Genomic DNA, 22,692 nt, shown 5'->3' with positions numbered 1-22,692 from the left:
TGTCCGTAGCAGGAGCGTAGGGACGGGTTGCTTGGCGAGCGTCGGATGCGCGAGCTAGCAACAACCGGCGAGGCGAAGCCGAGCCGAAGACATTGAAGGACCCGTTGGAAATGAACACAAAAACCTTGTCCGCACTTGCCGCCGCCGCCACGATCGCGCTTGGCGCCGCGATCTGGATCAACTCGGCCAACGCACCGATCAGCGAGGACTCGACGAAGGACAAGCCGTTGCTGCCTGGCCTGCGCGAGGAGCTCAACAAGGTCGATACGTTCGCGCTGAGCGGCGCGGGCGGCAAGGCGCTGGTTACGCTCAAGCGCAGCGGCGAAGGTTGGCAGGTCGTCGAGCGTTCCGGTTATCCAGCCGACATCGGCAAGCTGCGCGAGTATCTGTACCGGCTTGCAGATGCGAAGGTGCTCGACACGAAGACCGCCAGCCCGAAGCGCTACGCCGAGCTTGGCGTCGAGGATCCGATCGACCCGAAGGCGCAGAGCGTGCTTGTCGCGCTCGGCGGTTTGCAGGGCTTGCCGAAGCTGATCGTCGGCCTCTACAACGGCCAGGGCGGCGGCGGTACGTTCGTGCGTCGCGAGGGCGAAGCACAGAGCCTGCTCGCGAGCGGCACGCTGCTCGCGGAAAAGGATCCGGCCGCGTGGATCCGCAAGGACTTGATCGACGTCGATGCGGCGAAGGTCAAGGAGGTCACGCTGACCGGTGCCGACGGCAAAACGTTGCGCGTCTACAAGGAACAGCCGGCCGACGGCAACTTCAGGATCGCCGACCTGCCCAAGGGCAGGGAGCCGGTTTCGGATTTCGTCGCCAACGGCATGGGCTCGGGCCTGTCGAACTTGCGTGCCGACGACGTGGCCGTGGCCAAGGATGCGCCTGCGCCAGAGAAACCTTTCAAAGCACGCTATCTCGGTTTCGATGGTCGCGTCGTCGAAGTGACCGCGTGGGAAACGGACGGCAAGGCGCGTGTGCAATTCGCCGCATCCACTGACGCGAAGCAACTCGATGCCGGCATCGCCAGCGCGCAGGCCGGCGACAAGGCTGCCTACGAAACCGCCGTTGCCGCGGCCAAGCTCAAGGTCGTCGAGGCCAAGGGCGATGACGCGGCGATTGCGAAGGCGGAAGCCGACGTGGCGAAACCGGCTTCGCTCGTCGATCCGGCGAAGGACCGCGCCGAGCGCATCGCGGCAGCCAACAAGGCCGCTCAGGATCTGAACAGGAAACTGCAGGGCTGGACCTACACTGTCCCGCAGTACGCGTTTCAGAACTTCCACAAGAACATCGACGAACTGCTCAAGCCGCTGCAGACCAAGCAAGCGGGCGTGAAAGGCAGCAAGCCTGCGCCGCCCATCCTGCCGACGCCGGGTTCGACTCCGGCGATCAAGCCCTAGCTCTCGGCATGCGCGCTTTCGCCGCTGGCGGCGCGGTCCTCGGTGCCCTCGCTGTCATGCTCGGCGCGTTCGGTGCGCACGCCTTGCGCGGCACGCTCGACGAAGCGGCGCTGCGCCTCTGGCATACCGCGGTGGAGTACCAGTTCTGGCACGCGCTCGCGCTGTTCGCGCTGGCGCTCGCGTCGCTGCCCGCAACGCGTTGGCGCCGCGCCAGCGCGTATGCCTTCGCTCTCGGCACCGTCTTGTTCAGTGGCAGCCTCTATGCACTTGCCCTCGGCGCGTCGAAATTCGTCGGCGTGGTTACGCCGCTCGGCGGCATTGCGCTGATCGCAGGCTGGCTCGCTGCGGCGATGGCCTGCCTGCGCGCGCGTTCCGACTGAGTCGGCCTGCGTCGGCGATTTGTTGCGGCGCAAAATCGAAATTCACCCGCGCCGCTTTTCGCTGCAATCGGCGAAGCGCATACTCCGGTTCAAACGCTCGTTTCGATATCCGCAAGCGTTCTCAACAGGAGGGAATCATGTCGACCTCACGTGTCCGGCGCGCCCTCTGCGCGCGCCCTATACTTCTTGCTTTTTCCACATTGGGATTTTGCAGCACGGCCGCGCTGGCCGACACGATCAGCGCGCCCGGCATGTCCGCGCCGGGCACCCTTGTCTACGATGCGCTCGGCATGCCGACGATCACCGCGGCGACCGACAACGACGCCGCCTTCCTGCAGGGTTACGCACAGGCGAAGGCACGTTTCTTCGAAATGGACTTCAACCGCCGCGCGGTCAGCGGCACGCTGGCCGAACTCGTCGGCCAGCCCGCACTCGCCAACGACATCCAGTCGCGCACGCTCGGCCTGCGTCGCGCCGCGCTGGCGACCTGGCAGGCGATGGACGACGACACGCGCGGCTGGCTGCAGGCCTATGCGAACGGCGTCAATTACTGGCTGAAGACGACGCCGTCGCTCCCGCCCGAATACCACGCGTTGAGCCTGAGCCAGGCGGAGCCGTGGCTGCCGATCGACACGATCAGCGTCGGCAAGGGGCTCGCTTATCAGCTCTCATTCGACTCGTCCAAGGTATCGAACACGATCAATTTCGCCGCGTACCAGAAGGCCGCGGCCGCGGCCAAGGTCGATCCGGTCGCGTTGTACTTCGGCGACACGCATCGCTTCGCACCGCCCGATTCGACCGTGACGATTCCCGGTTTCACGCCGGGCGCCGCGAGCGTGGGCAGCGGCGCACCCGCCGCCGCGCTACAGGCAACGGTGCAAACGCCGGCGAGCCAGCCACAGCTGATTTCCGCGCAGACCGTGAAACTCGCGCAGAGCTGGCTCGACAAGGTCGCAAATCATCCGCTGATCGCGCCGACCCTGCGTTCGCGTGCCGATCGCGAGGGCAGCAACGAGTTCGCCGTGTCGGGTAGCGTCACCGAGTCGGGCAAGCCGATCCTTGCCAACGACCCGCATCTCACGCTCGCATTGCCGCCGATCTTCATGGAGATGCACATCACCTCGAACGATCCGGCCTATACGCAGCCGCTCAACGCGAGCGGCGTCAGCGTGCCGGGCGCGCCGGGCATCATCCAAGGCTGTACGACGAACGTCTGCTGGGGCACGACCGTCAACCCGATGGACGTGACCGACTTCTTCCAGGAAACGCTGCAGCTCAACGCCGTCGGTCTGCCGACCGCGATCGTGCACAACGGCCAGGCCGAGCCGGTGATCTGGCAGTTCCAGAGTTACTACGTGAACAAGATGCAGGCGGGCGTGACCGACAACCTCGTGCGCGACGATTCGATCGGCCCGACCAACGGCGGCGTGACGGTCATCGTGCCGCGCCGGAACAACGGACCGATCGTGCAGATCGACGGCAGCAGCGGCCTGTCGATCGCCTACACCGGCTTCGGTCCGACGATGGAGCTGAAGGCGTTCAAGAAGATCAATCGCGCGAACAACCTCGCCGATTTCCAGAACGCGCTGACCTACTTCGACTTCGGCTCGCAGAACTTCGCCTATGCCGATACCGCAGGCAACATCGCCTACTTCACCAGTGCGGAGAATCCGATCCGCCAGGATCTGCAGGAAGGCGCGCCCGGCGGCGGCATCCCGCCGTGGCTGATCCGCGACGGCTCCGGCAAGCTGCATCACGACTGGTTGCCGGTGCAGCATCCGCAACCGAACCAGGCGACGCCGTTCGAGATCATGCCGGCGGCGGAAATGCCGCATGTGATCAACCCGGCCTCGGGCTTCTTCGCCAACGGCAACAACGACCCGATCGGCATCCTTGCGGGCAACAACCCGCTAGCGATGCAGCGCCCCGGCGGCGGCATCTACTATCTCAACTACAACTACAGCGTGTACCGCGTCACGCGCATCAGCAAGCTGCTGTCGGCGATGATCGCCCAGGGCAGAAAGATCACGCCGGACAACATCAAAACCGTGCAGCTCAATCGGCAGCCCGCCGATGCAGAACTGGTGTTGCCGTATCTGCTGGCCGCGTACACGAACGCGCAGGGGAGTGCATGGAGCCAACTCAGCGCACTCGCGAACGACAGCGGGGTCGTCCAGGCGATGAGCTATCTGCAGGGATGGAATCTCGCTACGCCGACCGGATTGGCGCAAGGTTACGACAGCCCCAGCTCCATCGACACCATTGCGCTTCCGCCTGGTGTGTTTCTCCCCGCGACCTACGGCAAGAACGCAGATGTTGCGGCGACGCTGTACTACTTGTGGCGCAGCAACGCGATCAAGAATATCGAGGACAAGACCTTGACTGGCCTCGGTCTCGGCAGCTACCTGCCTGCCGACGACGATGCTTGGACCAGCGTGAAATTCCTGCTCGATGCGTTCCCGGTGCTCGGCGGCAAGGGAGCTTCAGGCGTGAATTTCTTCGCTGTCAGCGGCGCGCCCGATGCGGCGTCGGCGCGCGACTACGTGCTCCTCAAGAGCCTCAAGGACGCGCTGACGCAGGCATCAAGCAACGCGTTCGCGGCCGCGTTCAACAACTCGACGAATCCCGCCGACTATCATTGGGGCCTGCTGCACCGTTTCGTGCTCGCGCATCCGCTCGGCGGACCGTTCAATGTGCCGGGTGCCGGCAGCCCGTATCCGTTCACCGATCTCTCGGCGAACCTGCCCGGCCTGGCTCGCGACAGCGGTTGGGAAACGGTCAATCCGGGCGGCCATGCGCTGCGCGTCAGCGGCGTCAACGATTTCATGTTCAGCGGTGATACCGCGCCGGGCCGCCGCTTCGTCGGCGAGATGTCGCTGCCGATCAATGCGTTCGAAGTGATCCCCGGCGGCAACAGTGCCGTGCTCGGCAGTCCGAACTACGTGGACCAGCTGCCGCTCTGGTTGACCGGGCAATATCATCCGTTGACCGTGGGCAATCCGTGATCAAGCCGTAAACGCCGACGTTGTGCATGGGCGCGATTCATCGCGCCCATGCATTCATCGCGGTCTCGGGGATTTCTCGTGCCAGCACCAATGCCACGGCTCGTAAGCGATGCCGTGGCGATTGCCGCGTGGATAGCTCAGCGAGAATTTGTATAACTTTGCATTTTTGCGCAGCCAGGCGAATGCAGGCGAGCGCTCGAATTCCTCTTCAAGCGCCGTGTACCCCGGCGTCGTGATGTCGAGCGCGCGTCCCGTGTGATGCTCGCTGTAGCCCGGCGCGGCGCTGACGCGCAGGATCTCGTCCATCGATTGCCCGCGTTCGAGCTTGCGCCGAACGATGCCGAGCTGGTACTCGATGCCGCGGAACGCCGAGACGATTTCGAGTTCCACACTGTCGTGCATCGCCGCCTCGCGCATGCGTGCCCACGCGCGCGCAGCGCGCGGGGCGAGGTATTGCTCGCGCCCCTGCGTATCCCGACCGATGGTTGCCAGCTGCGCCGGTTCGCGTACGCGGCGCAGGCCACGCACGCGGCCGTAATCGCGCGGCACGCCGAGGGAATGGGCGAGAGCCACGGGATCAATTTGCGGAGTCGGGCGCGGGCGGTTCATGCGCGGATTGTGCCTTGATCCGCCCCGCCTTGCGCAGTGCGTCGCGCAACACGTATTCGATCTGCGCGTTGACGCTGCGCAGTTCGTCGTCGGCCCAACGCTGCACGGCGTCGAGTACGTCGGCGTTGATGCGCAGCGGATAGGCTTTCTTGTCAGCGGCCGGCATGGAGGCTATGCCGGCGAAGCCGGCATTCGAATATTTTTTCAGGTATGGAGCGCATCAGCCTTTGTCGCCCCAACGCCAGCGCGGCTTCTCGCCCTTGAGCCAGCAGACCAGGACCAGCAACACAGTGACGACCGCGGCGTGCGCTATGAACAGGGCGCGCCGTTCCGGCAACAACAGCATGGCGCCGGCAGCGAGCAGGGCGGCGTACGCGGTTAGGACTGCCCATCCTTGCCAAGCGACCGGCAGGCCCCAACCCCAGCCGTAGCGCTTGGCGGGGAACCAGAATTCGCGTTGCCGTGCGTCCATCGCTCTTCTCCGCGGGATCAGTTGTACAGCGTGCCGGTATTGACGATCGGCTGCGTGCCGCGTTCGCCGCAGAGCACGACGAGCAGGTTCGACACCATCGCCGCCTTGCGCTCCTCGTCGAGCTGGACGATGTCGCGCTTGGACAATTGATCGAGCGCCATCTCGACCATCGTCACCGCGCCTTCGACGATGCGCGTGCGCGCAGCAATGATCGCGCTCGCCTGCTGGCGCTGCAGCATCGCCTGCGCGATCTCAGGCGCGAAGGCGAGATGGGTGATGCGCGCTTCGACCACTTTCATGCCGGCACTGGCGAGACGATCCTGGATTTCCTTCTGCAGGTGATCGGAGATTTCAACGCCGTGGCTGCGCAGCGACAGCGCGCCTGTGTCGTGCGAATCGTAGGGGTAGCTCGTCGCCATCGTGCGCAACGCGGATTCGCTCTGGATGTGCACGAAGTCTTCGTAGTCGTTGACCTGGAACAGCGCCTCGGCGGTGTCGACAACTTGCCAGACCACGACCGCAGCGATCTCGATCGGATTGCCGTCGAGATCATTGACCTTGAGCTTGGATGATTCGAAATTGCGCACGCGCAACGACACACCGGTCTTGCTGTAAAACGGGTTCGCCCAGCGCGGCCCGGCGTCGCGCACCGTGCCGACGTACTTGCCGAAGAACTGCAGCACCTTGCCCTCGTTCGGCGCGACGGTGAAGAAGCCGCCAAGACTGACCAGCAGGACGATCCCGGCCAGGATCGCGACGACGATGCCCCAAGGAGCCCTATTCTGGATGCCGTAAATCAGCCAGGCGATATCGGCGATCAACAGCACGACCAGGCCGATCAGGGCGGGTATACCGGACGGCGCGGAAACGGAACGTTCGTTCATGGTGGCTTCTCCAGTGATTGAAAATACGATATCAAAAAGATATCAAATTTTCAAGACATGGATTGAAAGCCGCCAGAGAAATGGCGGTAATTTTCTTTAGAAACAGAGAGTAGCGGTGCTTTTAGGAATTTCGTTGGAGGGCGTCGGCTGTCAGGGCAGCGGCTCGACCGCCTCCACGCGCACGCGTCCGAGCGTGCTGAAACCCGCATAGAACCGCCACGGATCGCCGCTGCCGGTAGACAGTGCGACGTGTCCGGCGTCGAAGCCCTGCAGCGCGGCGTCGTAGCTGCGCCAGCGTCCGTCGACCCAGGCTTGCGCCCAGGCGTGCGGCACGAAGACGTTGTTCTTGCCCGCGTAGTGGTCGATGTAGACGAGTCCGTCGACGACGCGCGTCGGAATGCCGAGCGCGCGGCCAAGCGCGGCAAGCAGCACGGCGTGTTCGGTACAGTCGCCCTCCGGATTTTTCGCCACTTCGAGCGCGGAGGCGTAGCCGACGCTGAGGTCCTTGGTACGGATGAAGCGGCGCACGAAGTCCTCGAGGTTCTGCATCTGCGCGGCCGGCGTCTTCGCTGCGCCCGCGCCGTCATGCGCGAGCTTGACGATTTCGGGTGCGGCGCTTTGCAACCAGTCGTTCGGCTGCGTGTCGACAGCGGTCGGCTTGCCTTCGCGCGATGTCCCCGTGGAGGACGCCGGCGCGACGCGCAGCTCGACCTTGCCGCCGGCCGCGGCGGAGAACTGCTGCTCGTCGGTCGTCGCGAACTTGAGCGCGTCGCCACTCGTGTCGGTCGCGCTGACGATGATGCGCATGCCCTTGGCCCGCTCGTCGGCGGTCAACGCGCGCGGCGCGGCAAGCATCGTGCCGACGAGGATGTCGGATGCCTGGTTCGGCGCGGTCGCGCAGGCTTTCGAGCAGGCGAGCATGGTCAACTCGTAGCCCATCATCGGCACGAGCAGTTTGCGCACGCTGGAATCGGCCTCGACCCACGACACCGTTTTCGTCGGTGCGTCGCCGAGCGCGATCGTCTGTTCGATGCGCACGAGTTCGCGCTTGCCGTCGGGCAGGTCTATCGTCTCGCGCGCGCCGACGCGCGAGTCGACCTCGACCGCCTCGAGATTCTCGGCCTGGAATGCAAGTGTCTTGTAGCGCGTGCCGGGCGTAAGTCCGTGCCTTTCCTCGATCAGGCGCAGGCCTTCGGCGAGCAGCGCGCCCTGCGGCCAAACCTGCGTGCGCACCTGCTTGGCGCCGCCGACTTCGGTCGTCACCTCGAGCTTGCCGTCTGCGCCGATCACGCCGGTCTGCACGTTTTCGATGCCGGAGATTTTCGTGCGCGATTCGAAGCGCAGCGGCTTGCCTTCGCGCGTCTCCTCGTCGCTCTCGCTCGTGCTCAGTGCCACCTTGAGGCCGGAGCGCTCGAGCTCGATCTGCATTGCCTGCGTCGTGCGCACGCGCTCGCCGTCAATACTGCGCGTGGTGTGCATGCTGCCGATCTTGCGGCCGTCGAGCAGCACGCTCATCCAGGTGTCGTCGACCGCGGCGGAATGCGTGGCGGTGGCAAGCGGGAGTAAGGCGAGGAAACAGAGAAAGCGCAGCATGAAGGCGTCGCGAAGGAAGAAGTGTCGAGAATACTAGAGGGGAAATCCCGCGTCGCGCTTTCGCTATACTCGACCGAATTGAACGAATGGTAACCGCATGAACGATGCAACCAGTTTCGCTGTATTCCTGTTTCCGCAGGCGATCGACACGCTTGGCGCAGTGATCAAGCCTTACCTTACCGACGTACCCGCGGTCGGACCGCACATCGTCTGCTCGGAAATCGATCCGGCAGGGCCATTCTTTACCTTGACCGTGCAGGGCCGCGACGGCGAAGGCAGGGCGGTCGAAGCGGAGCTCATGCTGCCGCACGCGTTCATCCGTCTTGTCGTCTCGCTGCACAGCGATCACGATTTCGGATTCGGGCTGCGCAAGAAGATGGTGGTGCCAGCAGTACCCGCAGCGCAGGATTGATCTAAGCGGAAGTTTTCCAGCCTTCGGACGTCAGCAATTCCAGCGGCTGGAAGCGCGTCTTGTAGTCCATCTTCGGGTGGCCCTCGATCCAGTAGCCGAGGTAGAGGTGCGGCAGGCCGCGTTCGCGCGCGAGTTCGATCTGGCGCAGGATAGCGTGGGTGCCGAGTCCGCGCGCCTCGAAGGCTGGGTCGTAAAAAGTATACACGGCCGACATTCCGGTCGCGGTGATGTCGGTGACCGCCACGGCGCATAGCTCGCCGCCGGCGTCGCGCAGCTCGATGAACGAGGTCGGGCTCCAGGCGGTGTAGAGGAAGCGGCTGAAGTCCTGCGGATCGGGGTTGTCCATGCCGCCGCCCGCGTGGCGCGCATCGAGATAGCGCCGGTATAGGCTGAAGTATTCGTGGCTGTAGCGCGCAGGCTCGATGCTCAGCGCAAGGTCGGCGTTGCGCTTGAGATTGCGCCGCTGGCTGCGGTCGGGTTCGAACTGCGCGACCGCGATGCGCGCCGGCACGCAAGCGCGGCACTGTGGGCATTGCGGATGGTAGACATGGCCGCCAGCGCGGCGATAGCCGCGCGTCAGCGCGTGCGCGTACATACGCGGCAGGTGCGGTGCGGAAGGATCGATGACGAGGTTCTGCGCCGTCCGCTCGGCGAAGTAGCCGCACGGGTGCGGCAAGGTCTGAAACAGGCGGACGGTTTCCGACTTCATGGGGATAGTTTACATCCCCCCATCCGCGGCGTTGTAGGGGTGCGATCACGCGCCCCAGCAAGCAAGGAATGACCGGGAGCCGGGCTGAAGGCGAATCCCTATCGATCCGCGTCGGGTGAGCCAAACACGATGCGTTAAGCCCGTGCCGCAACCTCGTCGATGTGCAGCAGCAGGTCAGCCGGGTCGGCATAGACGCGGAACGCACCGGCCTTGCTCAGTTCGTCCTCGCCGTAGCCGCCCGAGAGCAGGCCGACGCCAAGGCCGCGCGCGCGCTTGGCCGCGATCATGTCCCAGATGCTGTCGCCGAGCACGAGCGAATCGCGGATGTCGACGCCGAGGCGCTCGGCTGCAGTCAGGAACAAGTCCGGGTCGGGCTTGGCGTACTTGACCTGGTCGCGCGTGACCACGGTCACCTTGGCCGGGTCGATGCCGAGCGCAGCGAGATTGGACCCGGCGGTTTCCATGCGTCCGCTGGTCGCGATCGCCCAGGGATTGCCCTGTTCGGTGAGGTAGTCGAGCAGCTCGCGCGCGCCGGGCAGCGGACGCACGCTGCCGGAGAGTTCCTTGTACGCGGCGGCATGATTACGGCGCAGGCGTTCGAGGCGCTCGGGCGTGGCGTCGAGTCCGGTTTCGCGCAGCAGGATATTGGTGAACAGGCCGCCGGACATGCCGATCTTGCGATGGATGCTCCAGACCGGAATATTGATGTCTTCCGCATCGAGCGAGGTCTTCCAGGCGAGCACGTGCTGGTAGACGCTGTCGATCAGGGTGCCGTCGAGGTCGAACAGGAAGGGGGTCTTGGGTCGGTTCACGGGAACAAATCCTGAGGAAAGATTTTATTGAGAAGTGCGGCCATGGATAACCGCTTTTTTGATTCTCGCGATCAAGGGCGATCGCAAAAATAACCGGTTCCTAAAAAATCTTGATGATGCCGAGCCAGTTGACTATCAGCAGCAGCACGATCGCTGCCAGCAGCAGAGTGCGCATGTTCCAGACGAAGCGCGATCGACGCTGTTCGGGCGTGCGCTCCTTGCCGCGCGACGCTTCCAGTTCCTCGGCATAGCGTGTCGGTGGTTCAATGCCGACTTCACGCAGCAGCGCGCGTGCGCGCGTCTGGTCATCCGAGTGCACGACCCACACCTGCGCCCAGTCGTCGCGGCCGGATTTCGACGAGTAGCTCGGCCCCTTGTAGTCGTGGCCCTTGTAGTTGCTGCGGTTCGTCACTGAGGTCTCGATGCCGGCTTCGCGCAGCAGCGCGACGACGCGATCGACGTTCTCGTTGCGCCCGGATGTGTAAATCTGCCTCATGATGGTCTGATGTTCGTTGAGAAGCCCGGTCAGGATGACCGTTTGTTGATCTTGCGATCAAGGATGATCGTTTGTCGATCTCGTCATTTACTTGCCCTCCGCCAATCGCATCATGCCTTCCTGTGCCGTGGAGGCGACGAGGCGGCCGTCGGCGGAGAAGATCTGCCCGCGCGCGAGCCCGCGTGCGCCCTGCGCGGTCGGGCTGTCGAGCGAGTAGAGCAGCCACTCGTCGGCGCGGAACGGGCGATGAAACCACATCGCATGGTCGAGGCTGGCGAGCTGGACCTTGCCGGTCAGCCAGGAAATGCCGTGCGGCAGCATCGCAGAGCCGATCAGGTTGAAATCAGAGGCGTAGGCGACCATCGCGCGATGCAGCGTGGGCGAGTCGCCGATGCGGTCGACGAGGCGGAACCAGATGTGCTGCACCGGATCGAGCTTGCCCGGATTGAATTCGTCGCGCGGCTCGACGTAGCGTAGTTCGAACGGTCCCTTGCTGCCGAGCCAGCGTTGCAGCTTCGGCGGCAGCTTCTCGAGTTCGTCGGGCGAGAGGACCTTGCGCGATGGCAGCGCGTCTGCCTGCGGCACGTTCGGCATCGCCATCTGATGCTCGAAGCCGGGCTCTTCGATCTGGAACGAGACCGTGCAGTTGAAGATCTGCTCGCCATGCTGGATCGCGATCACGCGGCGCGTGGAAAAACTGCGCCCGTCGCGTGTACGCTCTACGTTGTAGACGATCGGCGCGCCGATGTCACCGGCGCGCAGGAAGTAGGCATGCAGCGAATGCGCACCGCGATGATCCTCGACCGTCTGCTGCGCTGCCGACAGGGCCTGCCCGAGCACCTGGCCGCCGAACACGTAGCGCGTGCCGATGTCGCGGCTCTGGCCGCGGAACAGGTTGTCTTCCAGGCGTTCCAGGCCGAGCAGTTCGACCAGCTCGGCGACGACGGGGTTGGTCATGCGCGTTCCGTGTTGTTGCGAACCCGCATTCTACCGTAGCCGCGCGACGCGCAGCTGTGTCTAGAACCTATCTCAAACGTAGCGAGCGAAGACAGTTCGCGTGTCGCCGGAGCGCAGAGCATAAACAGAAGTGTGTGAGGATGACTCGCCGCATCCGCGGCTCACCCTGCGGGCCATTCGCTGCGCGAATGTTCGCTTCGGCATCCTGCCTCCGCAGTCCGAGCAGCGCCGGCGCGCCCGATCTTAGATGGGATCGAGTCGAGCGCAGTAGTTTGAGATAGGTTCTACGCGTACTTGCGGATGAACGCGCGTACCTCGGGATAGACGCTCTCGCGCCAACGCCGGCCGGAGAAGATGCCGTAGTGGCCGGCGCCTTTCACGGTGAGGTGCTTGCGGTCAGCGGCGCGGATGCCCTTGCAGAGATCGTGCGCTGCCTCGGTCTGGCCGAGGCCGGAGATGTCGTCGAGTTCGCCTTCGATCGAGAACAGCGCGGTGCGTTTGATGTCGGCGGGCTTTACCAGCTTGCCCTTGACCTTCCACGTACCGCACGGCAGCGCGTGCTGCTGGAACACCGTACGCACCGTGTCGAGGTAATACTCGGCCGGCATGTCGAGCACGGCGTTGTATTCGTTGTAGAACTCGCGATGCGCATCGGCGTCGTCGAGGTCGCCGCGCAGCAGGTCCTGGTAGAAATCCCAGTGCGAGGAGAAATGTCGGCTCGGATTCATCGCAACGAAGCCCGCATGCTGCAGGAAGCCCGGATAGACCTTGCGGCCCTTGCCCGGATAGTTCGGCGGCACCGGGTTGATCACGTTTGACTCGAACCATTCGATCGGCTGCGTGGTGGCGAGGTCGTTGACCTTGGTCGGGCTGCGGCGCGTGTCGATCGGGCCGCCCATCATCGTCATCGTGCGCGGCGTGACCTCACCGGCGGATGCCATCAGCGAAATCGCCGCAAGCACCGGTACGGTCGGCTGGCACACCGAGATCACGTGCAGGTCTTTCGCGCCAATGTGGCGAATGAATTCCTGGATGTAGGCGACGTAGTCATCGAGATGGAACGGGCCGGCCTCGGTCGGCACCATGCGCGCGTCGACCCAGTCGGTGATGTAGACCTTATGGTCCTGCAGCAGCGTGCGCACGGTGTCGCGCAGCAGGGTGGAGTGATGGCCGGACAGCGGTGCGACGACGAGCACCGGAGGGTCCTTCTTCAGCTCCTGCAGCGTGGCGATTTCGTCGCTGTAGCGCTTGAACCGGACGAGATTGCAGAACGGCTTGGCCAGCGCGACCTGCTCGACGATGGGCACGGCATTGCCATGCGCCTGCACCGAGTGGATGTTGAACGCGGGCTTTTCGTAGTCCTTGCCGAGGCGGTAGAGCAGTTCGTAGTTCGCCGCCGCGCGAGTCGCGCCGGGCAACTTCGACAGCCAGCTTTCCTTCGAGGAAAACATGCGCGCACTGCTCTCGGAAAAAGTCACGAGCGGATTGAGCAGGGCGCGATTGAATTCGTGCAGTTGATACAAAAACATCGTCATGGGTTGGAGATCCCGATGCGCAGAAAATTATCCAGAGAAACTCTGCACGAGGCAGGGTTTCCCTATGCTAGTCGGCATTACGTTGCGCCGCAACAAATTGTGAGCTCCGTCGCGTGAAGATGTATTAATGGGGCACCGTGTTTTGCCTAGTTTCATCGCGCGAGAGTAGACTGCAGATCAAGCGGCATGCCGGACCCCGACCGGATCAAGACCGCATCGCGGAGGGTGTTGGTGAAAGCGACTGATATTCGCGTACCCGACTATTTCCACAAAGTCGTCGATTGCCAGTGGGCCTGTCCGGCCCATACCCCGGTCCCCGAGTACATCCGACTGATCGCCGCGGGCCGGCACGACGATGCCTATCTGGTCAATTGGAAATCGAACGTCTTCCCTGGAATCCTCGGCCGCACTTGCGATCGGCCCTGCGAGCCGGCATGCCGGCGCGGACGCGTCGAAGAGAACAATGAAGGCAAGCCCGAGCCGGTCGCGATCTGTCGCCTGAAGCGCGTCGCCGCGGACAACAAGGATCACGACGCGGTGCGCGCGCGCATGCCGAAGCCGGCGGCGAAAAAGAACGGCAGGCGCATTGCCTGCGTTGGCGCGGGGCCGTCGGCGCTGACGGTCGCGCGCGATCTCGCGCCGCTCGGCTATCACGTCACCGTGTTCGAGGCCGAGCACAAGGGCGGCGGCTTCATGCGCACGCAGGTGCCGCGCTTTCGTCTTCCCGAGGAAGTGATCGACGAAGAAGTGGGCTTCGTGCTCGACCTCGGCGTTGAATTCCGCGGCGGGACGCGCATCGATTCGATGCGCGAGCTGCTCGCGCAGAGCTACGATGCGATCTTCGTCGGCAGCGGTGCGCCGCGTGGGCGTGATCTCGACTTGCCGGGGCGCAAGGAAGCCGCGGCGAACATCCACATCGGCCTCGACTGGCTTGCGTCCGTCTACTTCGAACACATCAAGAGCATCGGCAAGCGCGTGATCGTGCTCGGCGGCGGCAATACGGCGATGGACTGCTGCCGCTCCTCGCGCCGGCTCGGCGGCGAGGACGTGAAGGTGATCGTGCGCTCGGGCTTCGAGGAAATGAAAGCCTCGCCGTGGGAGAAAGAGGATGCGATGCACGAAGGCATCCCGATCCTCAATTATCTCGTGCCGAAGAGCTTCGAGCATCGCGACGGCAAGCTGATCGGCATGACCTTCGAGAAGGTGCGTGCCGAGCGCGATGCAAAAGGCCGCCGCCAGCTCGTGCCGACCGGCGAGCCTGACGCATTCTTCGAGTGCGACGAGGTGTTGATCGCAGTCGGCCAGGAAAACGCGTTTCCGTGGATCGAACGCGATCTCGGCATCGCCTTCGACGAATGGGGCCTGCCCAACGTCGACAAGGCGACGATGCAGTCGACCTTGCCGAACGTTTTCTTCGGCGGCGATGCGGCATTTGGACCGAAGAACATCATCTGGGCCGTGGCCCACGGACACGAAGCGGCCGTGTCGATCGACAAGATGCTCGGCGGCGAAAATATCCATGAGCGCCCCGAACCCGGGGTCAGCCTGATCTCGCAGAAGATGGGCATCCACGAGTGGAGCTACGACAACGACATTTCCAACGACCAGCGCTATGCCGTGCCGTGGCGTGACAAGGAAGCGACGCTCAAAAGTATAAAAGTGGAAGTCGAGCTCGGCTTCGATGCGAGCATGGCGTTTCATGAGGCGCAGCGTTGCCTCAACTGCGACGTGCAGACCGTGTTCACCAAGGATGCATGCATTGAATGTGACGCCTGCGTCGACATCTGCCCGATGGATTGCATCAGCTTCACCCAGAACGACGACGAGGCCGAGTTGCGCACGCACCTGACCGCGCCGGCCTTGAACCTCGTGCAGTCGCTGTACGTGTCCGATGCGCTGAAGACGGGCCGGGTGATGGTCAAGGACGAAGACGTGTGCCTGCACTGCGGCCTCTGCGCCGAACGCTGCCCGACCGGCGCCTGGGACATGCGCAAGTTCCTGCTCGAAACGACGCAGGCCGGTCCCGGTTGCCACAAGCGCACGGCGCAAAGGACGGCGGCATGAACGCGCAAGTCGAAACCAAGCCGCACCCGCGCATCGAAGCCACCAACGACTTCGTCGTCAAATTTGCCAACGTCAACGGCTCCGGCTCGGCCTCGGCGAACGAGCTGTTCGCGCGTGCGATCCTGCGCATGGGCGTGCCGGTCAGTCCGCGCAACATCTTCCCGTCGAACATCCAGGGCCTGCCAACCTGGTACGAGGTGCGCATCAGCGAGCGCGGCTGGCTCGGCCGGCGCGGCGGCGTGGACTTGATGGTTGCGATGAATCCGCAGACCTGGGATGCGGACCTGAAGGAGATCGAGCCGGGGGGCTATCTGTTCTACGACTCGACGCGGCCGCTGCCGGCATCGAAGTTCCGCGACGATATCCACGTCATCGGCATGCCGCTCACGGCGATCTGCAATCGCACCTACGCCGATGCGCGCCAGCGCCAGTTGTTCAAGAACATCATGTATCTCGGGGCGTTGTCGATTCTGCTTGACATCGACGCGCGCGAGATCAAGCGCCTGTTCGCCGAGCAGTACAAGGGCAAGGAGAAACTGCTCGACTCGAACGTGCAGGCGTTGGAGCTGGGCCGCGAATACGCCGCACAGCACCTCGATCCGATCGGCCTGCACGTGCAGCGCGCGGACAATGTCGGCGACAAGATCTTCGTCGACGGCAACGTCGCCGCCGCGCTCGGCTGTGTCTACGGCGGCGCGACGGTCTGCGCGTGGTATCCGATCACGCCGTCATCTTCGCTCGCCGAGGCGTTCCAGAAGTACTGCATGAAGTACCGCGTCGATCCTGAAACGGGGCGCAATCGCTTCGCCATCGTGCAAGCCGAGGACGAGATCGCCTCGATCGGCATGTGCGTCGGCGCGGGCTGGAACGGCGCGCGCGCGTTCACGACGACCGCGGGGCCGGGCATCTCGCTGATGAACGAATTCATCGGCCTCGCGTATTTCGCCGAAATCCCGGTGACGATCATCGACGTGCAGCGCGGCGGTCCTTCGACCGGCATGCCGACGCGCACGCAGCAGTCCGATGTGCTCGCCTGTGCCTACGCCTCGCATGGCGACACCAAACATGTGCTGCTGCTGCCCGAGGATCCGCACGAGTGCTTCGAATTCTCGGCGCAGGCGTTCGATCTCGCCGATCGCCTGCAGACGCCGATCTTCGTGCTCACTGATCTCGACATCGGCATGAACCAGCGCCTGACCGCGCCGTTCGCATGGAACGATGCGCGCGACTACGACCGCGGCAAGGTGATGACTGCGGCCGAGCTCGAGGCCGGCAAGGATTTCGGCCGCTACAAAGACGTCGACGGCGACGGCATTCCGTATCGCACTTATCCCGGCACGCACGCCGAACGCGGCGCCTACTTCACGCGCGGCACCTCGCGCGATCCGTACGCGCGCTATTCCGAGCGCGGGCCGGATTACGTCTACAACATGGAGCGCTTGCTGCGGAAATGGGACACGGCGAAATCGCTCGTGCCACAGCCGATTCTGCGCGGCACCGGTGGCGAGGCGCATGATGGTGTCATCTACTACGGCTCGACCAGCCCATCGATGAGCGAGGCGATCGAGTTGCTCGGCAAGCAGAGTCTCGTCCTCGACACGTTGCGCGTACGCGCATTCCCATTTCCCGACAGTGTCGGCGAATTCATCCGCCAGCATGAGCGCGTCTTCGTCGTCGAGCAGAACCGCGACGGTCAGTTGCGCACGCTGCTGATCAACGAATTCGGCATCGACCCGGCGCGGCTTGTCGCGATCCTGCACTACGACGGCACGCCGATCACGGCGCGATTCATCGCCGGCGCGATTGCGGCGCAGATGCAGCCCGCCAAGGCGAAGGAGAATGCGGCGTGACCTACATCGCCAAACCCAAACTGCACCATCCGACGCTGGCCTGCAACGCGATCGGCTTCAGGCGCCGCGACTACGAGGGCAAGATTTCGACCTTGTGCGCCGGCTGCGGCCACGACTCGATCTCGGCGGCTATCATCCAGGCCTGCTGGGAACTCGACATCGAGCCGCATCGCGTCGCCAAGCTCAGCGGCATCGGCTGCAGTTCGAAGACGCCGGACTATTTCCTCGGCCAGTCGCACGGCTTCAACACCGTGCATGGGCGCATGCCCTCGGTGCTGACCGGCGCGAACCTCGCCAACCGCGATTTACTTTATCTCGGCGTGTCGGGCGACGGCGACTCGGCCTCGATCGGCATCGGCCAGTTCGTGCACGCGATCCGGCGCGGCGTCAACATGGTCTACATCGTTGAGAACAACGGCGTCTACGGTCTGACCAAGGGTCAGTTCTCGGCGACCGCGGACCAGGGCTCGAAGTCGAAGAAGGGCGTGGTCAACAGCGACAGCCCGCTCGATCTGGTCGGCCTCGCGATGCAGCTCGGCGCTACCTACGTCGCGCGCGGGTTCTCCGGCGACAAGAAGCAACTCGTACCGCTGATCAAGGGCGCGATCACGCACAAGGGTGCGGCCTTCATCGACGTGATCAGTCCATGCGTCGCGTTCAACAATCACGCGGGCAGCACTAAGAGCTACGAGTACGTGCGCGAGCACAACGAGGCGGTGAACCGGCTCGATTTCATCGACGTGCGCGCCGAAATCACCGTCGACTATGCCGAAGGCGAGATCGTCGACGTCACCCAGCACGACGGCAGCATCGTGCGCCTGCGCAAGCTCAGCGCCGACTTCAACGCGCACGATCGGGTCAAGGCGATGAACTACGTACATGCCGCCCAGGCCAAGGGCGAAGTCGTCACCGGCTTGCTCTACGTCGATCCCGATGCGCACGACCTGCACGAGCACTTCAATACGACCGAGGTGCCGATCAATCGGCTCGGCGCGCAGGAGCTGAACCCGGGTGCGGAGACGCTGGCGAAGATCAACAACTCGCTACGCTAACGCTTGCTGGTTTTGAGTTTAGATGGCCGCGTGCCTTTCTTGCGCGCCGATCTGCTGACCTTGCGACCCGAACCGGAAAGCTTGCCGCCGCCGGAAAGCTTGTTTACCGTCGCCCATGCGCGCGATGCGGCAACATCTTCGGACAGGCCCTTCGACTCGTAGCCTTCTTCGATTGCCCGCGCCTGGCGCTTTTGCTTCGCCGTGTAGGCGGACTTGTCTCCGCGTGGCATGACACTGTTCCCGTGCGAAAGTTCGACACGGCTACCATGCACCTACTTGCCGAACTTCCACCTGAACGAGAGCCATGAAGAAAATTTACGATCGCGCCTATTTCGACCGTTGGTATCGTCATTCGCAGCACGCGGTGAACTCGCCCGCGCTGCTCGAGCGCAAGGCGGCACTGGCGATTTCCGTCGCCGAGTACTACCTCGGTCGGCGCGTGCGCAACGTGCTCGATGTCGGTTGCGGCGAGGGCACGTGGCGCGCGCCGCTGAAGAAGCTGCGTCCGCGCATCGACTATATCGGCATCGATTCGAGCGAGTACGCGATCGCGCGCTACGGCCGCGCACGCAACCTGCGCCTCGTCGGTTTTGGACAGCTCGCCGAACTGCGCTTCGGCGACGACTACGACCTGATCGTCTGCTCGGACGTCATCCATTACCTGCCGTCGGCCGAATTGCGCCGCGGCCTCGCTGGCATCGCCGACATGCTTGCCGGCGTCGCCTTCCTCGAACTGTTCACCTCGAAAGACGCGCTCGATGGCGACAAACACGGCTTCATCGCGCGCTCGCCGAAATGGTACTTGTCCACGTTTACGCAGGCCGGACTGACGGCTTGTGGGTCGCATTGCTATCTCGGGCCGAAGCTCATGGCGTCCGTTGCCGCGTTGGAAGCGCCGACACGCAATACCTAAGTCCGGTTCGGCATGCCGGGGCGCGGGCGCTATCTTTTCGCCCGCACCTCGCGCTCTGCTTTCTTTCTGTCGCACTCGGCGAGAGCGTCGTCCATTCTTTTCTTTGACTCGGCGGCGAGGACTTCGTTGCGCGCTTGCTCGGAAGAAATGACTTGCCTTAGCGAATAGATTTCATCCGCAGTTTGCTGGTCGGCTGCGTATCCGTTCGCATAGACGCGAGAACTAAGGTCGGCTATCTGCCGATTCGCTTGTTCGATCTGCTCCGTAGGCGGTGCCACGTTGAGACGCTGCGCGCCCCGTCGGCAGTTCGAATCATCGACGGAATCGCTGATGGCCTGGATATTGGGGTCTGGCTTGTGAGTTGGCGACGGGGATTCACTGTCATCGTCATTCGACGATTTTGCGCTCGCAGGATGGGCCTGCATCACTATTCGCGCATCCTTGCCGCATGGGCTTTGCGCGTAAATGACCGAGCCGTTGCTGCCAGCGCATTTGTAGATCGTTTGAGCCTGAACGAATGCCGAGGCAAGACCGAGTATCAAAGACAGAGCGATTTTGCTCATTTCTCTACCCCGCGAGGCCTTTGCAAGCATCGTACTGCGGCCAACGGACGGGTTCAATGCGCGTTCGGCTCGGCAAGCTTGGCTTGGTGAACTAGTCGACGATGACGATGACTGGCGCGCCATTGCACTGCTCATGAATGAAAAAGGCCGGGCTTTTCGGCCCAGCCTTCTCAGCTGCGGGAATGTCGTGCCCGCGGTGACGAATCAGGCCTTGCGTGCGTCGCGTCCACCGCGCCAGTTGCGCTGCTTGTTCGCCGCAGCGTGCGGCTTCGCGTGCTGGCCGTTCGGCGCCTGCGCGTGCGGGCGGCGGGCGTGGTTCGGCTTGCGTGCCGGCGCGTTCTGCTTTGGCTGGCCACCGCCGTTGCCGTCGAGGCGCAGCGGCGAACTCGGCTCGAAACCTTCCACGTTTTCGATCGCGATGTCCTGCTTGAGCAGGCGGCGGATGTCGCGCAACAGGCGCGCTTCGTCATGCGAGACGAGCGAGACGGCGAGGCCTTCCGCGCCGGCGCGGCCAGTGCGGCCGATGCGGTGCACGTAGTCCTCGGCGACCATCGGCAGGTCGAAGTTGATCACGAGAGGCAGCTGGTCGATGTCGATACCGCGCGCGGCGATGTCGGTGGCGACGAGCACGGTGATCTTGCCGTTCTTGAAATCGGCGAGCGCGCGCGTGCGCGCGCCCTGGCTCTTGTTACCGTGGATCGCCGCGGTGCGCAGGCCGCGCTCGTCGAGGAACTTGGCCAGCTTGTCGGCGCCGTGCTTGGTGCGGCCGAAGACGAGCGTCTGCCGGCGGCTATCTTTGCTCAGCAGCTCCAGCAGCAGGTCGCGCTTGCGCGACGCGTCGACCGGATGCACGCGATGCGTCACCGTCGCGACGACGCTGTTGCGCGCGGCGATCTGCACTTCGGCCGGATCGCGCATGAACTCGCGCGCAAGCGACTTGATCTGGTCGGCGAACGTGGCCGAGAACAGCAGGGTCTGGCGGTTCTGCTTCGGCAGCGCATTCAACACGCGCTTCATCTGCGGCAGGAAGCCCATGTCGAGCATGCGGTCGGCCTCGTCGAGGACGAGGATCTCGATGCCCGAGACGTCGACCGTGCGGCGTTCGAGATGGTCGATCAGGCGGCCCGGCGTGGCGATGACGATGTCGACGCCACGGCGCAGCGCGTCGATCTGCGGCTGCATGCCGACGCCGCCGAAGATGGTCGTTGCGAACACGCGCAGGTGCTTGGCGTAGGCGCGCACGTTCTCGTGGATCTGCGCGGCGAGTTCGCGTGTCGGCGTGAGGATGAGCACGCGCGGACGGCGCTTGCCGCTGACCGGTGCGGCATCGGCGAACAGACGCTGCAGCAGCGGCAGCGTGAACGCGGCGGTCTTGCCGGTGCCGGTCTGCGCGCCGGCGAGCAGGTCGCGGCCTTCGAGCACGAGCGGAATGGCGGCCTCTTGGATCGGCGTGGGCGTGTCGTAGCCTTGCTCGACAAGCGCGCGCAGGATGTTGGGCGAAAGGCCCAGGGTTTCGAATGACATGGTTCAGTTCCAATAAAATCGCGCACAAGCGCGAACGGCCCGCAATGCGGACCGATAAAAATTCCTCAGCGTTTCCGATAAGCCGCGCCGTGGGCAGGGCGGTCGGCCGGAGTCCCATCAGGAAATCCAAGCGTGTACCGCGGGGCGTCGTAGCCGGAGGATGCGGACTCGAGTGAGTCCGAAACGGAAAGAGAAGCGACGCAACGCGCGAAGTATACCTGAGCGGCCAATTTGCCGCAACGACTACTTGAGCCGGGTATCGATGGCGATCCAGTTCGATTCCCAAGTCTTGCCGCCATCCGCGGAGAAAGACTGTTCGAAGCGCGCCGAGTCGGCGCTGATGTCCGACATGACGAAGCGCACCAGGATCGCGCGGCCGTTGAGCGTGTCCGAGTTGTAGAACTCGCCGCGGCCGTTCTTGAATTCGCCGATCGTCGGCGCAACCAGCGCACCCATCGCGCGATTGGCGAAATTCAGGCTCCACTGGCGCGATTCGGGGTTGTACAGGCGCAGCGACAGGCCTTCGATGCGGCCGGCCGGGCCCTTGACGTCGAGTTCGACCAGGTTCGCGTTTCCGTCCCAGACCTTGCGCACCGTCGTCGTGCCGGAATACTCGACCCATTCGTTCGAGCCGGTCAGCGGACGCAGCCGGCGTTTGAGCTGGGTTTTCCAGCTGCCGATTTCCCAGTCGAAGTCGCGCTGGCCGTCATGCGCAACATCGGCGGTCGCGTTTGCCGGCGCGGTGCCGGCGGCGGCCTGACAGGGCGCGTTTGTGGAACTTAGCAGAACCAACAGCGGAAGCCACCAACGTGAAGGATGCATGATCGATCTCCGGTCGCTGCGCCATCATCGAAACCGCGCTTCGCCGTCGCAATGGCCACTTCCCGCGGATACGGGGTGGCCAATTGCGTCCCGGCGGCGCGCAGTCGTGGAATAATCCGCAGCGCCATGCGCATCACCATCGAAATCGAACCGAAGGACCTCGCTCGCTTTCAGCAGGCGCTGCAGCGCTCGCGCCACGTCGCCCAGGAAGCCGACGAGGCGGACATCCTCGAGGCGGCGAAGCAGGCGCTCGATTCGGCGCCGCTGGCCACGGCGCCGACCTACGTGCGCAAGCGCATCGCCGGCGTCCAGCGCCTGATCACGATGCTCGAGGACGAGGCCTGGGCGCTGCCCGCGCAGAGCCGCGTCGACGTGCTCGAGGCGCTGGTCTATTTCAGCGACCCCGAAGACCTGATCCCCGATGACATCGAAGTGATCGGCCTGCTCGACGATGCGATCATGCTCGAACTGCTGTTGCGCAAACTCGCGTCCGTGTTGCGTGCCTACGCCGATTTCTGCAAATTCCGCGAGGAACTCGCCGCCGCGCCGCCTACGACACGACAAGAGTATGCGGTGAGCCTCGCGCGTAAGCGTGATGCGCTGCGCGCAAGGCTCGGCAAAAGCAGGCGCGCCGCGTAAGTTTGAA

At 64.0% G+C, this 22,692-nt stretch carries 23 protein-coding genes; 9 read left to right on the top strand and 14 right to left on the bottom strand.

Translation table 11 applies throughout. The annotated features are described in order from the left end of the window. Positions 1-110: 110 nt before the first annotated feature. The 3 genes from F455_RS0113185 to F455_RS20850 all read left to right on the top strand — a co-directional run bounded on the left by F455_RS0113185 (position 111) and on the right by F455_RS20850 (position 4,779). A complete protein-coding gene (locus tag F455_RS0113185) occupies positions 111-1,394 on the top strand; it encodes a DUF4340 domain-containing protein (RefSeq protein ID WP_018973773.1) in 1,284 nt (427 codons plus the stop codon). 8 nt (positions 1,395-1,402) lie between these two features. Next, entirely contained in the window at positions 1,403-1,774 is a 372-nt protein-coding gene (locus tag F455_RS0113180) for a DUF423 domain-containing protein (protein ID WP_018973772.1), read from the top strand. Between the two features lie 137 nt (positions 1,775-1,911). Next, a complete protein-coding gene (locus F455_RS20850; RefSeq protein ID WP_083918944.1) occupies positions 1,912-4,779 on the top strand; it encodes a penicillin acylase family protein in 2,868 nt (955 codons plus the stop codon). A 54-nt stretch (positions 4,780-4,833) separates the two neighbouring features. Here F455_RS20850 and F455_RS20845 read toward each other — a convergent pair whose 3' ends face one another. From F455_RS20845 to F455_RS0113150, 5 genes are all read right to left on the bottom strand, one after another. Further along, the gene (locus tag F455_RS20845; RefSeq protein WP_018973770.1) at positions 4,834-5,352 is read right to left on the bottom strand and encodes a M15 family metallopeptidase; all 519 of its coding nucleotides are present in this window, start codon (positions 5,350-5,352) and stop codon (positions 4,834-4,836) included. 4 nt (positions 5,353-5,356) lie between these two features. Next, a complete protein-coding gene (locus F455_RS0113165) occupies positions 5,357-5,554 on the bottom strand; it encodes a type II toxin-antitoxin system antitoxin (protein ID WP_018973769.1) in 198 nt (65 codons plus the stop codon). Positions 5,555-5,608: 54 nt separating this feature from the next. Continuing rightward, the gene (locus F455_RS0113160; protein WP_018973768.1) at positions 5,609-5,860 is read right to left on the bottom strand and encodes a hypothetical protein; all 252 of its coding nucleotides are present in this window, start codon (positions 5,858-5,860) and stop codon (positions 5,609-5,611) included. Positions 5,861-5,877: 17 nt separating this feature from the next. Beyond that, positions 5,878-6,744, bottom strand: coding sequence for an SPFH domain-containing protein (locus F455_RS0113155; RefSeq protein WP_018973767.1), 867 nt, complete (start codon positions 6,742-6,744; stop codon positions 5,878-5,880). 150 nt (positions 6,745-6,894) lie between these two features. Then, positions 6,895-8,337 (bottom strand): transglutaminase-like domain-containing protein, encoded by a 1,443-nt coding sequence (locus F455_RS0113150; RefSeq protein WP_018973766.1) that lies wholly within the window; start codon positions 8,335-8,337, stop codon positions 6,895-6,897. Between the two features lie 97 nt (positions 8,338-8,434). On the opposite strand from F455_RS0113150, the gene F455_RS0113145 reads away from it, so the two are divergent. After that, positions 8,435-8,749 (top strand): hypothetical protein, encoded by a 315-nt coding sequence (locus F455_RS0113145; protein ID WP_018973765.1) that lies wholly within the window; start codon positions 8,435-8,437, stop codon positions 8,747-8,749. Between the two features lies 1 nt (position 8,750). Here the strand turns inward: F455_RS0113145 and F455_RS0113140 are convergent, their stop codons facing one another. The 5 genes from F455_RS0113140 to F455_RS0113120 all read right to left on the bottom strand — a co-directional run bounded on the left by F455_RS0113140 (position 8,751) and on the right by F455_RS0113120 (position 13,258). Further along, complete coding sequence (locus F455_RS0113140) at positions 8,751-9,458, bottom strand: arginyltransferase (RefSeq protein WP_018973764.1); 708 nt, start codon at positions 9,456-9,458, stop codon at positions 8,751-8,753. 134 nt (positions 9,459-9,592) lie between these two features. Then, complete coding sequence (locus F455_RS0113135; RefSeq protein ID WP_018973763.1) at positions 9,593-10,270, bottom strand: HAD family hydrolase; 678 nt, start codon at positions 10,268-10,270, stop codon at positions 9,593-9,595. Between the two features lie 100 nt (positions 10,271-10,370). Next, positions 10,371-10,766 carry a putative signal transducing protein gene (locus F455_RS0113130; protein WP_018973762.1) on the bottom strand — a complete coding sequence of 132 codons (396 nt, stop codon included), beginning with the start codon at positions 10,764-10,766 and terminating at the stop codon, positions 10,371-10,373. 87 nt (positions 10,767-10,853) lie between these two features. Further along, on the bottom strand, positions 10,854-11,723 hold the full coding sequence (gene tesB, locus F455_RS0113125) for an acyl-CoA thioesterase II (RefSeq protein ID WP_018973761.1): 870 nt from the start codon (positions 11,721-11,723) through the stop codon (positions 10,854-10,856). 284 nt (positions 11,724-12,007) lie between these two features. After that, a complete protein-coding gene (locus F455_RS0113120) occupies positions 12,008-13,258 on the bottom strand; it encodes a polyhydroxyalkanoate depolymerase (RefSeq protein ID WP_018973760.1) in 1,251 nt (416 codons plus the stop codon). A 231-nt stretch (positions 13,259-13,489) separates the two neighbouring features. Between F455_RS0113120 and F455_RS0113115 the strand changes: the two genes are divergently transcribed. Genes F455_RS0113115 through F455_RS0113105 form a run of 3 tightly spaced genes read left to right on the top strand, consistent with a single transcriptional unit; the run spans position 13,490 to position 18,224 of the window. After that, the gene (locus F455_RS0113115; RefSeq protein WP_026293350.1) at positions 13,490-15,322 is read left to right on the top strand and encodes an FAD-dependent oxidoreductase; all 1,833 of its coding nucleotides are present in this window, start codon (positions 13,490-13,492) and stop codon (positions 15,320-15,322) included. Then, positions 15,319-17,172 (top strand): 2-oxoacid:acceptor oxidoreductase subunit alpha, encoded by a 1,854-nt coding sequence (locus F455_RS0113110; RefSeq protein WP_033410070.1) that lies wholly within the window; start codon positions 15,319-15,321, stop codon positions 17,170-17,172. Before F455_RS0113115 ends, F455_RS0113110 begins: the two co-directional genes overlap by 4 nt. Beyond that, the gene (locus F455_RS0113105) at positions 17,169-18,224 is read left to right on the top strand and encodes a 2-oxoacid:ferredoxin oxidoreductase subunit beta (RefSeq protein WP_018973757.1); all 1,056 of its coding nucleotides are present in this window, start codon (positions 17,169-17,171) and stop codon (positions 18,222-18,224) included. Before F455_RS0113110 ends, F455_RS0113105 begins: the two co-directional genes overlap by 4 nt. Here the strand turns inward: F455_RS0113105 and F455_RS20840 are convergent. After that, positions 18,221-18,454, bottom strand: a complete 234-nt coding sequence (locus F455_RS20840) for a hypothetical protein (protein ID WP_018973756.1) — start codon at positions 18,452-18,454, stop codon at positions 18,221-18,223. The genes F455_RS0113105 and F455_RS20840 overlap by 4 nt on opposite strands. Positions 18,455-18,528: 74 nt before the next feature. Between F455_RS20840 and F455_RS0113095 the strand changes: the two genes are divergently transcribed. Further along, positions 18,529-19,137, top strand: a complete 609-nt coding sequence (locus F455_RS0113095; RefSeq protein WP_018973755.1) for a class I SAM-dependent DNA methyltransferase — start codon at positions 18,529-18,531, stop codon at positions 19,135-19,137. A 29-nt stretch (positions 19,138-19,166) separates the two neighbouring features. Here the strand turns inward: F455_RS0113095 and F455_RS0113090 are convergent, their stop codons facing one another. From F455_RS0113090 to F455_RS0113080, 3 genes are all read right to left on the bottom strand, one after another. Further along, complete coding sequence (locus tag F455_RS0113090; RefSeq protein WP_169337339.1) at positions 19,167-19,700, bottom strand: DUF4124 domain-containing protein; 534 nt, start codon at positions 19,698-19,700, stop codon at positions 19,167-19,169. 204 nt (positions 19,701-19,904) lie between these two features. Then, positions 19,905-21,224, bottom strand: a complete 1,320-nt coding sequence (locus tag F455_RS0113085) for a DEAD/DEAH box helicase (RefSeq protein WP_018973753.1) — start codon at positions 21,222-21,224, stop codon at positions 19,905-19,907. Between the two features lie 243 nt (positions 21,225-21,467). Further along, on the bottom strand, positions 21,468-22,046 hold the full coding sequence (locus F455_RS0113080; protein WP_033409817.1) for a hypothetical protein: 579 nt from the start codon (positions 22,044-22,046) through the stop codon (positions 21,468-21,470). Between the two features lie 126 nt (positions 22,047-22,172). Here F455_RS0113080 and F455_RS0113075 point away from each other — a divergent pair, with 126 nt between their 5' ends. Then, positions 22,173-22,685, top strand: a complete 513-nt coding sequence (locus tag F455_RS0113075; protein ID WP_018973751.1) for a YkvA family protein — start codon at positions 22,173-22,175, stop codon at positions 22,683-22,685. Positions 22,686-22,692 lie beyond the last annotated feature (7 nt).

The organism is Rudaea cellulosilytica DSM 22992 (assembly GCF_000378125.1).
Taxonomy (GTDB): Bacteria; Pseudomonadota; Gammaproteobacteria; order Xanthomonadales; family Rhodanobacteraceae; genus Rudaea; species Rudaea cellulosilytica.
Note: the sequence above shows the minus strand (reverse complement) of the source record. Positions and strands in the feature narration are given on the sequence as shown.

Bases quoted from the DNA above. Each gene is read 5' to 3' on its own strand.
- F455_RS0113160 (WP_018973768.1), bottom strand. From the start codon at position 5,860: ATGGACGCACGGCAACGCGAATTCTGGTTCCCCGCCAAGCGCTACGGC.
- F455_RS0113165 (WP_018973769.1), bottom strand. From the start codon at position 5,554: ATGCCGGCCGCTGACAAGAAAGCCTATCCGCTGCGCATCAACGCCGAC.
- F455_RS0113075 (WP_018973751.1), top strand. From the start codon at position 22,173: ATGCGCATCACCATCGAAATCGAACCGAAGGACCTCGCTCGCTTTCAG.
- F455_RS0113120 (WP_018973760.1), bottom strand. From the start codon at position 13,258: ATGACGATGTTTTTGTATCAACTGCACGAATTCAATCGCGCCCTGCTC.
- F455_RS0113180 (WP_018973772.1), top strand. From the start codon at position 1,403: ATGCGCGCTTTCGCCGCTGGCGGCGCGGTCCTCGGTGCCCTCGCTGTC.
- F455_RS0113185 (WP_018973773.1), top strand. From the start codon at position 111: ATGAACACAAAAACCTTGTCCGCACTTGCCGCCGCCGCCACGATCGCG.
- F455_RS0113110 (WP_033410070.1), top strand. From the start codon at position 15,319: ATGAACGCGCAAGTCGAAACCAAGCCGCACCCGCGCATCGAAGCCACC.
- F455_RS0113140 (WP_018973764.1), bottom strand. From the start codon at position 9,458: ATGAAGTCGGAAACCGTCCGCCTGTTTCAGACCTTGCCGCACCCGTGC.
- F455_RS0113150 (WP_018973766.1), bottom strand. From the start codon at position 8,337: ATGCTGCGCTTTCTCTGTTTCCTCGCCTTACTCCCGCTTGCCACCGCC.
- F455_RS0113080 (WP_033409817.1), bottom strand. From the start codon at position 22,046: ATGCATCCTTCACGTTGGTGGCTTCCGCTGTTGGTTCTGCTAAGTTCC.
- F455_RS0113130 (WP_018973762.1), bottom strand. From the start codon at position 10,766: ATGAGGCAGATTTACACATCCGGGCGCAACGAGAACGTCGATCGCGTC.
- F455_RS0113095 (WP_018973755.1), top strand. From the start codon at position 18,529: ATGAAGAAAATTTACGATCGCGCCTATTTCGACCGTTGGTATCGTCAT.
- tesB (WP_018973761.1), bottom strand. From the start codon at position 11,723: ATGACCAACCCCGTCGTCGCCGAGCTGGTCGAACTGCTCGGCCTGGAA.
- F455_RS0113085 (WP_018973753.1), bottom strand. From the start codon at position 21,224: ATGTCATTCGAAACCCTGGGCCTTTCGCCCAACATCCTGCGCGCGCTT.
- F455_RS0113155 (WP_018973767.1), bottom strand. From the start codon at position 6,744: ATGAACGAACGTTCCGTTTCCGCGCCGTCCGGTATACCCGCCCTGATC.
- F455_RS20850 (WP_083918944.1), top strand. From the start codon at position 1,912: ATGTCGACCTCACGTGTCCGGCGCGCCCTCTGCGCGCGCCCTATACTT.
- F455_RS20840 (WP_018973756.1), bottom strand. From the start codon at position 18,454: ATGCCACGCGGAGACAAGTCCGCCTACACGGCGAAGCAAAAGCGCCAG.
- F455_RS0113145 (WP_018973765.1), top strand. From the start codon at position 8,435: ATGAACGATGCAACCAGTTTCGCTGTATTCCTGTTTCCGCAGGCGATC.
- F455_RS0113090 (WP_169337339.1), bottom strand. From the start codon at position 19,700: ATGAGCAAAATCGCTCTGTCTTTGATACTCGGTCTTGCCTCGGCATTC.